Origin of the sequence: uncultured Algibacter sp. (genome assembly GCF_963976535.1) — a bacterium.
Taxonomy (GTDB): Bacteria; Bacteroidota; Bacteroidia; order Flavobacteriales; family Flavobacteriaceae; genus Algibacter_B.
On record NZ_CAXBLF010000009.1, the window covers coordinates 59145 to 72378 of the forward strand.

Genomic DNA, 13234 nt, shown 5'->3' on the forward strand with positions numbered 1-13234 from the left:
TTAAAGGATTTAATCAGTAAGTTTTAAAATAAGTTCTTTAGCATCATTAGTATTACTTAAACCAATGTGTATTCTGGCAAGTTCTGTATTACCTTCCTTTAAATAAGCTAAGCCTAAATAATAATGAGCGTCGTTTATAAGTGGAAAAGTATCTTTTGATTGCACCGTTCTTTCTAAAAAAGGAATAGCATCAATCACATTTTTATTAGCTAAATGTGCTACTCCTAAAAAGTAATTTAAAGTATCATTTTCAGGTTTTCTTTCAACTAGAGCTTGCCATTTTTCAATAGCAATGTTGTAATCACCATGTTTGTATTTTACCATGGCATCATAAAAATCGAAATTATCGGTACTACTCATGGTTGTTGGTAAACCTGGGTCTGGTTTAAAATAATTAGTATAAAGCTTCTCGTTTTCAGGGGTGCTAAAAAACCAAATACTACCAACAGCAATAATAATAGCCGCCGCTGCTGCCATTTTGCTTAAATTTAAATACCTAACTGTTTTATCAACTGATTTTTTGATAAACGTTTTAGGGATATCTTCATGAAATTCATCAAGTTGTTCTTTTAAAGATTGGGTCTCGATACCCGTTAGCATCGTTTTAATATCTGCAACTTTAATTTTAAAATCATCATCAAGCTCAAGAAGTTGATTAAAATCTTTCAATTCTTGAGTCGTCATAGAACCGTTTATATAGCGTTCTATAATTTCTAATAATTCTTTTGATATGTCGCTATTATCTTTCAACCTTTAATTATTTTGAGGCTAAAACCATAGCACGTAATTTTTCCATACATCTGTACTTTTTATTACGGGCTGTGGTTTCTTCTATTTGTAATTCTGATGCAATATCTTTTAAAGATTTTTTATCAAAATAAAATGTACTTAATAATTGTTTGCATGGTTGTCCTAAATTTTTAAACGCAACCATTACCATTTTTAATTTATTATTTTCTAAATCTTCATTTTTATTTTGCTCTTCATCTTTAACAAAAGTCAATGCTTCATAATCTAAAGATTTTGAATTTTTAAAGGATTTAGATCTTAAAACATCCGTCCATTTATTTTTTGCAATTGTATATAAATAACCTTGCAACGCTGTATCGTTTTTTGGCGTGAATTTATCATTTTTGACATGTGTCCATACGGTAATAAACGCGTCTTGGTAAATATCTTTAGCATGTTCAACAGAACCACTGTTTTTCAGAATTAACACTTCTATTTTTTTGTAATTCGTTGTATAAAAATGTTTTAAAACATCTGATTCGTTTGATTTTATAGCAAAAACGAGTTCTGATTGACTTAATAAATGTAAAGACTTCCCCATGAATTAATAGCTAGAGGAAAGATACAATTATTTCATTTTGCACCAAATACTACACTACCAAATGGTTAATAATTCGATAATCTACTTTAGATTGATTTTTTATTTTATTTCTTTTCATAATTTAAATTTATCGTCGATCATAATTTTCTGTGGTGATATTATTTCCCGAGCTTATATTTTGTAATTATTATAGACATTAAAAGAGTTATAACGCTATATAATTTATTGATCTCATAAAGGTTTATAAAGCATCGTAATCGAATTAAAATGTCATCATATTCAGTTTTCAATGTTGTATTGCGTCCATTCTTGATCGTTCATTGAATTATCAATATTTGGATTATATAAGGCATCATTTGTTCCTATGTATTCATTATTGTTATTACCATAATAATAGCTGTTTTGACCTTCTACTTGATAGGTTTGACCAGTATTAGGGTTTGAAACGGTGCTTCTTTCCCAAACGCCACTATTTATGCTATTGGAATGTCCAGCATCAGTTATACCGTTTCTACGTTTCCAACTTTCATGATTGCTATCAGTTATAGAACTGTAAGTTTTGCCATTGTTTCTAATAGCTTGCCCTTGAGCATTAATTGCTGCCATACGTTGTTGGTGACCTGCATTACTTTGTTGCGATAAATTCGAATAATGTCTGTTATTGGCTTGAACCCATTTTGGATTTATTTGAAAGTTTACTAGGGCGTTTATAAGTGCCTTTTTAGCTTGCTCATAGTTGTCTTTTGGAGCTTCCATTGAATTAAATGTATAACCCCAATCCATGCCGCCTATAGTTGTATATTGATTTGTGAAATAACGAATAATCCCGATTGATTTGCCTCCATTTTTATCTTCCCATTCTGTGGCAATGCACTGATATTGTTTGTTTTCTGGACTAGACTTGAATAAATAGCTGTCAAACCGTTTGTCAAATTGTGCTAATTGGGGGATTGGAAACTGATTTACCAAGCGTAAACCTTGAGACTCTAAATAAGGTTTTAAATCTTCTTGGATGACTCTATTTATAGTTTTTGGAGGCTGTATAATGCTGCCTCCTTGTTTTGCATAATAATTTTGTTGTTGATTATTAGAGTAAAAATGCGATTTAAAACGCTCTCCGTAAACCTTCACACCATCATTAGATTCAAATAAAACACCTTCTTTTGCTTTATTACTCTTGTTCCATGTTGAAGGAATTGGCATAGTGCCAAGAGGCATACCAAACTTTTTACTCATTACTTTATAACCTTTTAACTTATTATAGTTTGATGTATTAGTTTTTGCAGTTTGATAATTTTGATTCTCGTTTCGATTCTCCTCATAATAAGTTTCAGAATCATAATCAAATTCTGCATAATCAGTATTTTCTTTTTGTTGTCCGCAGGAAAAAAATAAAACTGCTAAAAGAGATAAATAAGGAATTGAAGTTTTCATAATAAAAAGGGTTTTTACAGGTTATGTGATTATTATACCATCTCATCGAAACATTTATAAAATGTCATCATCAGTTCTTCTTTTATAGTATTTTTGTAGCATGGGTAAGCCATTAACAGAACAAGAATTACACAATCTGGCCATGAATCATGTTGGAAAAGATTTAGAGCAGCGTGGTTTTGAGTTTATTGCAGTAAATAGTAAACTTAAAAAACACCCTCAGTTTGTGTGTATAGACAAAAACAAACAATATTTTTTTGTTATAGTACGCGCAGTTATTTTACCAGAAAATCCTAATAATTATGATGTGGTTTGGATGGAGTCATTTAAAAACCATGCAAGAGAAAAAGATGCTAAGGTTTTGTACGCAGGTGTTGGTATTGGTAGTGTTGAAGGAGAAAAAGAGCCCATTTATTTAAATCAAGATTATTTGTTGGAGTATAATGGTATTCAAGTTTTAGAGACCAATTTGAATTAAAAAATCATATTTATTATTTATGCGGAATTTATTAGTTATATCCATAATTTGTGTTTTGTTTTCTTGTAAGGAAGAACCTAAAAACACAAAACTTGCGGGAACTGTTTTTGGAACTAGTTATTCTATTATTTATGACTCTGATGTCAATTATGAAACAAAAATTGATAGTTTGTTTTATGTGATTAATAAATCAATGTCAACCTATCAAGCTAATTCAGATATTTCAAAATTGAATAGAAATGAATCTTTTGAAATTGATGAACATTTTAAAAAAGTTTATGATGCTTCTAAAGAAATTTTTGGTCAAACAGAAGGCGCTTTCGACCCATCAATTGGAAATGTAGTTAATGCATGGAAATTTGGTGCAGAACATACTATTGATGTTATAGACAGTTTAAAAATTGATAGCTTAATGCAATATGTAGGCTATGATAAAACCTATAGACATGATAATACCATAAGGAAATCTAATCCTAATGTTTATATAGAGTTTAATGCGATAGCTAAAGGTTATGCCGTAGATGTAATAGGGGAATTTCTTGAATCTCAAAAAGTAAATAATTATTTAATTGAAATTGGAGGTGAAATAAGAGTAAAGGGAATTAATTCTGAAAAGCAAAGTAACTGGAAAGTAGGAGTAGAGGAGCCAAATTTTGAAGGAAAGCAATCTATATTAAAAGCTATTACCTTGCAAGATGAAGCTATGGCTACTTCAGGCACGTATAGGAAGTTTAAAGTTGATGAAAACGGAAATCGATATGCACATATAATTGATGCTGAAACAGGGTATCCTAGTAAAACAAATTTATTGAGTATATCAGTAATTGCTAATGATTGTATGACTGCCGATGCCTATGCTACAGCATTTAAATCAATGGGCATTGATAAAGTTAAAACGTTTTTGAAATCACACCCAGAACTTAAAGTGTTTTTAATTTTTGAGAATGATAATAAAGAATTGGAAACGCTTGCCTTAAATGGTTTTCCAGAGCGTTAATTATTTATAAACCACAGGAATTATTTCACCTTTAGCTAAGCAGTATTGGGTTATTTTTTCATCGGATAAAGTTGAGGTATAATCTACTACTTCTACTTTAAAACCAATACTTCTTAGTTTATCAAAATAATCAAGACCGTAAACGCGAACATGGTCGTACTGCCCAAATATTTTAGCACGCGCTTTTTTATCTGTGATGCTATCATCTTCAAAAGTAATTGCTCTGTTTAAATCCTGAGGAATTTGAAAAACACCCATGCCGCCAACTTTTAAAACTCGATATAATTCTTGCATTGCCTTCGTGTCATCTGGTATATGTTCTAAAACATGGTTGCATAAAATAACATCAAATTCATTATTTTTAAAAGGAAGGTTGCAAATATCTGCTTTAACATCTGCTAGCGGAGAATTTAAATCTGTGGTAACATAATCTAAATTGCGCATGTTTTTGAACCGTTTATAAAATGCTTGTTCTGGAGCAAAATGTAAAATTTTTAAGTTTTTTGAAAAGAAATTAGTTTCATTTTTAAGATATAACCAAAGTAATCTATGACGCTCTAAACTTAATGTTGAAGGCGATAACACATTGTCGCGTTGGTTGCCATATCCGTAAGGTAAAAATGCTTTAAAACGCTTTCCATCAATAGGGTCAATAAATTTATCACCTTTTAGAAAAAATGCTAAAACAGGACGTGCAATGTAGCTTAACCTTATAAGTAAAGGTCTAGGGATTATTTTTAGAATTATTTTGAAGAGTTTTTTCAAATTGTTTCGCAGAGATTCACAGAGAAATCACAAAGTTTCACTGAGGTGTATTAATAAATCGTTTGATTCCATTTTTTAAAAGTTTAGTGTTAAAATTCAATAATAGTCCCAATGGATAATCTCCCAACTTCATATATGTCAAAATTTGAGCAGAATGAACATCAGTAAATTGTTCAACAGTTTTTATTTCAACTACAATATTTTCAACCAGTAAGTCAATTCTATAACCATGGTCTAACCTAATATCTTTGTAAATAATAGGAAGAGATACTTCTTTTTTAACAGAATAGCCAAGGGCTTTTAATTCATAGAAGAGGCATTCTTGATAAGCAGATTCTAACAAGCCAGGACCAAGAGCTTTATGATCCTCAATAGTAGCTCCAATAATTTTTTCTGTTATTTTGTCCATTATTATATAAACTCTTTGTGTTTCTCTGAGAAAACTCAGTGAATCTTCGTGTAATAGAAAATTTTAAAGCACCAAAGCTTTTTGTCTGAATTCATCTTCTTCGGTAGAAGTAATACCTAAAGCCTCATAAATATATGCAAAGGTTGAAAGCAATTCTGGTTTACCATTAATTAAAGCGACATCGTGTTCAAAATGGGCAGAAGGTTTATTGTCTTGCGTGGTAATAGTCCAACCATCTCTATGTTGTTTAATACGATGCGTTCCCATATTTATCATTGGTTCTATGGCTACTACCATACCTTCAACAAATTTTTTGCCTCTTCCTCGTTTTCCGTAATTTGGCATTTCTGGATCTTCATGCATTTTGCTGCCTAAACCATGACCGACTAATTCTCTTACTACACCATAACCATGGTCTTCACAATATTTTTGAATGGCATAACCAACATCGCCTACACGATTATTAGCTTTAAATTCTCTTATACCAACATATAAAGATTCTTTAGTTACCTGAAGTAATTTCTCGGTTTCAGAATCAATTTCACCTACCGCAAAGGTATAAGCATGATCACCGTAAAACCCATTTTTAAGAGCGCCACAATCAATAGAGACAATATCTCCTTCAACTAAAGGATCTTTGTTTGGAATACCATGAACAACTTGCGAATTAGGACTCATACATAGCGTATTAGGAAAATCATATAATCCTAAAAAACCAGGAATAGCTCCGTGGTCTCTAACACATGCTTCAGCAATTTTATCTAATTGAAGCGTTGTTACTCCAGGTTTTATAGCTTTTGCTAATTCCCCTAAAGTTTTTGATACTATTAAGGCGCTTTCACGCATTAATTCAATTTCCTCTGCTGTTTTTACTATTATCATACTTAAAAAATAATGGCAAAGATACTTAAAAAATTGTGTGTTGATAATTTTTATCGTTTCATGACCTATGACAGTTTTTTTTAGATTATAAATAGATAATTTTGTTTATTAAACTATGTGAATCATGTATAAAGTTGTTAGTGCAGCAGAGGCTGTTAAGGTTATAAAATCCAATAATAGAGTCTATGTTCAAGCAGCAGCGGCAGCTCCTCAGATCTTGATTAAAGCAATGACCGAACGCCATGAAGAATTACAAAACGTTGAGGTTTGCCATTTGCATGTTGAAGGGGAAGCGCCTTATGCTAATCCTAAATTAAAAAAAAGTTTTCATGTTAATTCATTCTTTATTGGAAGTAATGTTAGGCATACATTAGCTGCTGGTAATGGGTCTTATACTCCGGTTTTTCTAAGCGAATTACCCTTATTATTTAAAAGAAATATTTTGCCTCTGGATGTGACTTTAATTCATGTGTCTGTCCCAGATAAACACGGGTATTGCTCATTAGGTGTTTCGGTAGAAGCAACATTAGCCGCAATAGAAAATGCAAAAATTGTTATTGCTCAAGTAAATCCTCAGATGCCAAGAACTCATGGCGATGGCATTATTCATCATACAGAAATAGATTTATTTGTAGAATGTAATGAGCCAATACCTGCACATGCTTTTGGATTACCTTCTGAGGTTGAAAATCAAATTGGAGATTATGTGGCAAGTTTAATTGATGATGAAAGTACCTTACAAATGGGAATTGGGTCTATACCAAATGCTGTTTTAACTCGACTCACAAATCATAAAAATTTAGGTTTGCACACAGAAATGTTTTCTGATGGTGTGATAGATTTAATTTTGAACGATGTTATAAATGGGAATTTTAAAAATATTAGCCCTGGTCGTGCTTTAGCTACTTTTTTAATAGGGTCTAAACGCTTATATGATTATGTTGATGATAATCCTTTTGTAGAGATGAGGGCGTCTGATTATGTGAATGATGTTTCAATAATTAAACAAAACCCTAAAATGGTGGCCATAAATTCTGCTATTGAGGTAGATTTAACAGGACAAGTATGTGCTGATTCTATTGGTGCAAAAATGTATTCTGGTGTTGGTGGTCAAATGGATTATATTAGAGGCGCTTCGCTTAGCGAAGGAGGAAAGGCGATTATTGCATTACCATCTATAACAAAAAAAGGTATTAGTAGAATTGTACCAAGTTTAAAACCTGGCGCTGGGGTGGTAACTACAAGGGCACATGTACAATATGTAGTTACCGAATATGGTATTGCAAATTTATATGGAAAAACAATTAAACAACGCGTTAAAGCATTGGTTGATATAGCACATCCAAATCATAGAGAATCTATTAATAAAACTTATTTTGAATTAATTTAAGAGTTATTTAAATAGATTCCAAAAACCTTTTTTATTTTCAGGAATAGGCGGTGAAGAATTTGTTAGCATTTGATAAACTTCGCCCCAACCTGGGAAGCCTCCTATGTTTCTATCATCAATAAACAAATCGGCATTAATCTTTCTGCTAATATCATCTGTGTATTCTTCTTCCGAAAAACTTTTATTTACGGCATAAAAATGAATGCCATTTTCTTCACAAAAAGAAACAGCTTCATTTAGTTTATCACCAGATCGATAGGTCCATAAAATAAGACGATGACCGTCTTCTTGTAACTTTTTTAAGGTTTCAAAAGCAAACAAAATGGGTTTGCCTATTTTTGGGTAAGCATCTTCAACAATAGTACCATCAAAATCTATAGCAATAATACGTGTATCGTTAAAATTCATTCAATCTAAGGCATTAATTAACTGTAAAGTTAAACTTTTTATTTTTTTGTTAAACCAACGCATGCTGGGTCATGGCAGCTGGTTGTTCAATATTCATAAGTTTTAATATAGTAGGTGCCATATCGCCTAAAATACCATCTTTAATTTCGGTGAGTTCATTATCAATTAAAATAACAGGAACAGGATTTGTAGTATGTGCGGTATTTGGAGAGCCATCAGGGTTTATCATGGTTTCACAGTTTCCATGATCTGCTATAAGAAGTGTAGTATAACCATTATTTAAAGCTGTGGTAACAACATCTTTTACACATGCATCAACAGCTTCACAAGCTTTTATTGCTGCTTCCATAATACCAGTATGCCCAACCATATCACCATTTGCAAAATTTAAGCAAACAAAATCAACTTCTCCTTTTTCAAGTTCTGGAACTAGAGCATCTTTTAATTCGTATGCGCTCATTTCTGGTTTTAAGTCGTAAGTTGCAACTTTTGGTGAGTTTTTAAGGATACGAGATTCTCCCTTAAAAGGTGTTTCTTGTCCGCCTGAAAAGAAAAATGTAACATGAGGATATTTCTCAGTTTCAGCAATTCTAATTTGTTTTTTGCCATGTTTAGCCAGCACTTCACCAATTGTTTCCGTAATATTATCTTTATTAAAAATAACTTTTACACCTTCAAAAGCATCGTTATAATTTGTTATGGTAACATAATATAAGTCGATTTTTTTAGTGTTATATTCTGGGAAATCTTTTTGACTTAACATTTCTGTTAATTCACGGCCTCTATCTGTTCTAAAATTAAAAAAGATAATAACATCATCCTTTTGAACTTTAGCAATAGGTTCATTGTTGTTATCTGTAATGATTAAAGGTTTGATAAATTCATCAGTAATATCGTTGTCATAATTTGCCTGAATTGCCGATGTAGGATTTGTTATTTTTGTGCCAATTCCATTTATAATACCATCATAAGCTAGTTTTACCCGTTCCCAACGTTTATCTCTATCCATGGCATAATAACGCCCAGTTATGGTTGCTATTTTTGTGTTTGTGCCTTTAATATGATTTTCTAAATCAGCCACATAACCTTTACCTGACTTGGGATCTACGTCTCTACCATCTGTAAAAGCATGAACAAAAGAATTTACTCCAGCTTTATTTGCTGCGTCAATAAAACCTTTTAAATGGCTAGTGTGTGAATGAACACCTCCATTACTTAATAATCCTAAAAAATGAACGTTTTTCTTATTATCTGAAGCATATTTCAATGCATCAATTAAGACTTTTTCATCTTTCAATGTATCTTTTTCTATAGCTAAATTAATTTTTGCTAAATCTTGATATACAATTCTTCCTGCGCCTAGATTCATATGTCCCACTTCGCTATTTCCCATTTGTCCTTCAGGTAAACCTACATGTAAACCATCTGTACGAAGTGTAGCGTAAGGGTATTTTTTATATAATGAATCTATAAATGGAGTTTTGGCGTGATCGATAGCTGAAACCTTAGGATCTGGAGAATTTCCCCAACCGTCAAGTATCATTAAAATAACTTTTTTGTTCATTTTTTTGTTAAAATTTAAAACCAAACAAAGATACGTAAGTTTCTAATAAAAGGAACTAATAAAACCTTTGAAAAGCCTTGTTTTTATGGATTTTTACATTATTTATTAAAGAAAACGATTTCGTTAATAATGTGTGAAATAAACGTTAAAAATGTGTTATAAATGTTTTTGTGTGTAACAGATTGAATTTATTATCGTCTATTTAGTATATCAAAAAACGTAAATCAATAAATCAAATTAAAATCTTTCATCATGAAAAAAACAATCATTATTTCCGCAATCGCATTATGCTTTTCAATTGTATCAGTAAATGCAACCCCTGTAAATTCAACTGTTAATTACGAAGTAGAAACTTTTTTTAAAGTGAATTCCTTTTGTGTGTCTATTGCTAAAGGCGATTTAGAAACTGTTCAAAAGCTTATTAGTAGAGGCGCAGATGTTAATGCAAAATCTAATGGCATGACTCCAGTTATGTATGCTGCAAAGTATAACAGAACGGATATTTTAAAACTTTTAATTGTACACGGAGCTAATTTAAAAGCAAAGTCTGATAAAAAAATGACCGCTTTAAAATATGCGCAAATACATGGAGCAAAAGATGCTGAAGCTATTATTGTAAATGCAATAGGAGAAGTAAAATCTAAAAAAAGAAAATAATTATAAAACTTATAATTATTTGAGTTAGTCACTCTTAAAAAAGGTCTCGTTTATCGAGGCTTTTTTGTTCGATACCATTTTAAAATTAAATTGGAATTACTGATTTTTATATTTTTCAATTGCTGCTTCAATTTTTTCAATTCTGCTGTCGGGGTCAGGGTGGGTGCTTTGCATTTCTGGAACACGATTTGGACCAGCAGCATCTTTTAAAATTTTCATGACACCAATCATTTCTTTAGGATTATAACCAGCCTTAATCATAAATTTAACACCAAGGTCATCACTTTCTAATTCATCATCTCTTCCATTAGTAAGTAATGTATTTTGTCCAATGCCATTTACTAGTCCTCCCATGTCTGCGCCTACTGAGCCTGCTGTAGATAGTCCTTGCCAATACTCGCTTTCTGCAATCCGTTCTGCACTATGTCTTCCTAAAACATGTCCAACTTCGTGTCCTAATACACCTGCTAATTGGTCTTCGTTTTCTAATTTGGAAAAAAGGGCATGAGTAATAAATATTTGCCCTCCAGGTAATGCAAAAGCATTAATGGTGTTTGGATCAGCTAGTAAATGAAACTCGTATTTATAAGGTGTTTCTTTAGCAATGCTATTGTTTATTAATTTGTTTCCAACATTATCAACTAAAGCTTGATATTGAGCATTTGGATGTAAACCACCATGCTGTTGCGCCATCTGTGGAGCGCTTTGTAAACCAATAGCAATTTCTTTGTCAGGAGTCATTGATATGGTTTGAGTTCTGCCTGTATAAGGGTTAACTTCTTGTTGGCTACACCTTTTGAAAACAAAAAACAAAGCTATTGCTGCGCCAATTAATAATCGAAATTTTAGATTTCTTCCTCTCATTTAAAAAAAATTTTGTAACTAAAATTACGAATTTTTAGTTTATAATTATTTGACACTTGTTTTAAAATTAAGTCACTTATAGTACTTTATACATTAAAAAATGCAAACCAATATCCTTTATATTGAATGATTCACCATTAATTTGATATCTATTCTTTTTGTAAAAATTCACTGCATTTTCTCTTGCGTTGCACCAAATTATTTTTGCATTTTTGTCTTTAAGTAAAGTTTCTCCGTGTTTTAAAATAATTTTGCCTAAACCTTTGCCTTGATATGGTTTTAAAATAGCCATTCCTCTGAGTTGAAATTGCTGTTTTTCAGGAATATTAGGGTTGGTGTTTTTAAAAAAGGAACAAATACCTATCAAATTTTCTTTTGCAAAAATCCCTAAATGTATGGTGGTTTCAAGATCGTCTCCATTAAAAACGCAAGATTCAATGGGTTTTCCTATTCTTAAAACAGAATGTCTTACAGAGTAAGTTTCCTTTGAACTAATAATTTTTATTGTATAACTTGAAGTACTGATAATTTTTTTGATTTTAGTATTCTTCAAAATTAAATATATTTTGAGGAATTATTATCTTCACTTAAAACATTTTTATGGCATTTATTTTTAAAATTTTAGAAAAGGATAAGATACATTCAGTTATTCCTTTGGTTCAAAAGCTTAATGGGAATCAAGATTCTGATGCCATTTTAAAACAACGTTTTTCTGAAATGATAACGCAAAACTATGAATGTGCGGTTATTTATGATAGTGAAAAGCTTATTGGTGTCTGTGGATTGTGGTATTGCACTAGGCATTATTCTGGAAAAAGTGTAGAACCAGATCATGTTTTTATAGATGATAATTATAGAGGACAAGGTTTAGGGAAGCGATTTTTTGATTGGATTTATAATTACGCGAAAGCTAAAGGGTTCGAAGCTATAGAGTTAAATACATACGTTGCAAATTCACCGTCTCACAAATTTTATTTTAATGAGGGCTTTAAAATTTTGGGGTATCATTTTTTGAAAAAGCTTTGATTTTTTATTGCACTAAAAGGAAGAGATTATATATATTTGCAACCGCTAATGCGAGAGTAGCTCAGTTGGTAGAGCGTCAGCCTTCCAAGCTGAATGTCGCCAGTTCGAACCTGGTCTCTCGCTCTAAAAGTCTCATCATAACGATGGGACTTTTTTTAGTTTGTTAAGTTAATAATGTATAAGAAAGTAAGGTGAGACTTTTATCTTGAGCGCAGACGAAGGGAACCTAGTCTCCCGCTCAAAGCTTTATAGAAATTTGAGGCTTTTTTTGTTTTTTCATTAAATAGTTTTTTTGTAAAAAGGAATTACTATAATTGTTCAAGTTTAAGAAACAAAATTGTCAAAAAACAACTGTATTTGTCTTTTAATAATATAAATTTGCAACGATAAGAAGTTAATTATTTATATAATCTACACCATTGGAAAATAAAAAAGCAATAAAATTAATCGATAAAATTCTTAAGAACCTAGATAAGACAGGGATCAATACAGATAAATTAGTCGATGATATCAAGGAATTAAGAACATATGCTTTAGAAGCGCAAATTCCTTTAGTAGTAAAAGTACTTAGGCTAACTTATGAACATATAGAAGGAAATGAATCATTTCTTATTCCTATGCTTGATGATGAGCCTATTGATGAAGATGGTACTGTTGTGGCAAGCAATGATGCATCTCCAGTAGAAAGTCTTAAGTACTTAATTTCTCTTATAAGAAACCTTAACAACAAAGCAAATATTGCTGACCTAAAAGAGTATAGAGATCTTTTGAATAATTATTAAGACTCGATTATACTTTACGATATAAATAAAGCCTTGACAAAAATTTTGTCAAGGCTTTTTACAATAGCAATTCAATTATTAAAGGTTAAAATGAAAAAACAAAGTTTAATTGAAATTGCTTACCCGCGTTAGGGATTTCTATGGTTTAACCAAGAGAATATTCGTAATTTTTTTGATCCATTCTCAGTAAAAGATTAATTGAAAATTCACACCTCCCTTAATCCCTCCTTATTAGGAGGGAAACTGTT

The 13234-nt window shown here is 31.3% G+C and carries 16 protein-coding genes and 1 tRNA gene; 7 read left to right on the forward strand and 10 right to left on the reverse strand.

The genetic code is table 11. The features are described 5' to 3' along the window. Positions 1-9 precede the first annotated feature (9 nt). The 3 genes from AAC024_RS04660 to AAC024_RS04670 form a co-directional block, all read right to left on the reverse strand. Positions 10-750: a tetratricopeptide repeat protein gene (locus AAC024_RS04660; RefSeq protein ID WP_339894049.1), complete on the reverse strand. Its 741-nt coding sequence runs from the start codon at positions 748-750 to the stop codon at positions 10-12. Positions 751-757: 7 nt separating this feature from the next. Next, positions 758-1330 (reverse strand): sigma-70 family RNA polymerase sigma factor, encoded by a 573-nt coding sequence (locus AAC024_RS04665; protein WP_339894050.1) that lies wholly within the window; start codon positions 1328-1330, stop codon positions 758-760. A 279-nt stretch (positions 1331-1609) separates the two neighbouring features. Then, positions 1610-2764, reverse strand: a complete 1155-nt coding sequence (locus AAC024_RS04670) for a hypothetical protein (RefSeq protein WP_339894051.1) — start codon at positions 2762-2764, stop codon at positions 1610-1612. Positions 2765-2864: 100 nt separating this feature from the next. Between AAC024_RS04670 and AAC024_RS04675 the strand changes: the two genes are divergently transcribed. Continuing rightward, entirely contained in the window at positions 2865-3242 is a 378-nt protein-coding gene (locus AAC024_RS04675; RefSeq protein WP_339894052.1) for a Na(+)-translocating NADH-quinone reductase subunit F, read from the forward strand. Between the two features lie 19 nt (positions 3243-3261). Then, on the forward strand, positions 3262-4239 hold the full coding sequence (locus tag AAC024_RS04680; RefSeq protein ID WP_339894053.1) for an FAD:protein FMN transferase: 978 nt from the start codon (positions 3262-3264) through the stop codon (positions 4237-4239). On the opposite strand, the gene AAC024_RS04685 is transcribed toward AAC024_RS04680, so the two are convergent. The 3 genes from AAC024_RS04685 to map form a co-directional block, all read right to left on the reverse strand. Then, a complete protein-coding gene (locus AAC024_RS04685) occupies positions 4240-5004 on the reverse strand; it encodes a class I SAM-dependent methyltransferase (protein ID WP_339894054.1) in 765 nt (254 codons plus the stop codon). Positions 5005-5041: 37 nt separating this feature from the next. After that, a complete protein-coding gene (locus AAC024_RS04690; protein WP_339894055.1) occupies positions 5042-5413 on the reverse strand; it encodes a GxxExxY protein in 372 nt (123 codons plus the stop codon). 63 nt (positions 5414-5476) lie between these two features. Further along, positions 5477-6295: a type I methionyl aminopeptidase gene (gene map, locus AAC024_RS04695; RefSeq protein WP_339894056.1), complete on the reverse strand. Its 819-nt coding sequence runs from the start codon at positions 6293-6295 to the stop codon at positions 5477-5479. Between the two features lie 124 nt (positions 6296-6419). On the opposite strand from map, the gene AAC024_RS04700 reads away from it, so the two are divergent. After that, positions 6420-7685: an acetyl-CoA hydrolase/transferase C-terminal domain-containing protein gene (locus AAC024_RS04700; RefSeq protein ID WP_339894057.1), complete on the forward strand. Its 1266-nt coding sequence runs from the start codon at positions 6420-6422 to the stop codon at positions 7683-7685. Positions 7686-7688: 3 nt separating this feature from the next. Here AAC024_RS04700 and AAC024_RS04705 read toward each other — a convergent pair whose 3' ends face one another. Then, complete coding sequence (locus tag AAC024_RS04705; RefSeq protein ID WP_339894058.1) at positions 7689-8093, reverse strand: hydrolase; 405 nt, start codon at positions 8091-8093, stop codon at positions 7689-7691. A 49-nt stretch (positions 8094-8142) separates the two neighbouring features. Further along, a complete protein-coding gene (gpmI, locus tag AAC024_RS04710; protein WP_339894059.1) occupies positions 8143-9657 on the reverse strand; it encodes a 2,3-bisphosphoglycerate-independent phosphoglycerate mutase in 1515 nt (504 codons plus the stop codon). Between the two features lie 252 nt (positions 9658-9909). Between gpmI and AAC024_RS04715 the strand changes: the two genes are divergently transcribed. Further along, a complete protein-coding gene (locus AAC024_RS04715; protein WP_339894060.1) occupies positions 9910-10314 on the forward strand; it encodes an ankyrin repeat domain-containing protein in 405 nt (134 codons plus the stop codon). Between the two features lie 96 nt (positions 10315-10410). On the opposite strand, the gene AAC024_RS04720 is transcribed toward AAC024_RS04715, so the two are convergent. Both AAC024_RS04720 and AAC024_RS04725 read right to left on the reverse strand, forming a co-directional pair. Then, positions 10411-11178, reverse strand: a complete 768-nt coding sequence (locus tag AAC024_RS04720; RefSeq protein ID WP_339894061.1) for a M48 family metalloprotease — start codon at positions 11176-11178, stop codon at positions 10411-10413. A gap of 76 nt (positions 11179-11254) precedes the next feature. Beyond that, the gene (locus tag AAC024_RS04725; protein WP_339894062.1) at positions 11255-11731 is read right to left on the reverse strand and encodes a GNAT family N-acetyltransferase; all 477 of its coding nucleotides are present in this window, start codon (positions 11729-11731) and stop codon (positions 11255-11257) included. 47 nt (positions 11732-11778) lie between these two features. Here AAC024_RS04725 and AAC024_RS04730 point away from each other — a divergent pair, with 47 nt between their 5' ends. The 3 genes from AAC024_RS04730 (at position 11779) to AAC024_RS04740 (ending at position 12986) form a co-directional block, all read left to right on the forward strand. Continuing rightward, complete coding sequence (locus AAC024_RS04730) at positions 11779-12204, forward strand: GNAT family N-acetyltransferase (RefSeq protein ID WP_339894063.1); 426 nt, start codon at positions 11779-11781, stop codon at positions 12202-12204. A gap of 50 nt (positions 12205-12254) precedes the next feature. After that, positions 12255-12327: transfer RNA gene (locus tag AAC024_RS04735), tRNA-Gly, on the forward strand. A 296-nt stretch (positions 12328-12623) separates the two neighbouring features. Continuing rightward, complete coding sequence (locus AAC024_RS04740; protein WP_339894064.1) at positions 12624-12986, forward strand: hypothetical protein; 363 nt, start codon at positions 12624-12626, stop codon at positions 12984-12986. The last annotated feature ends 248 nt before the right edge of the window (positions 12987-13234 follow it).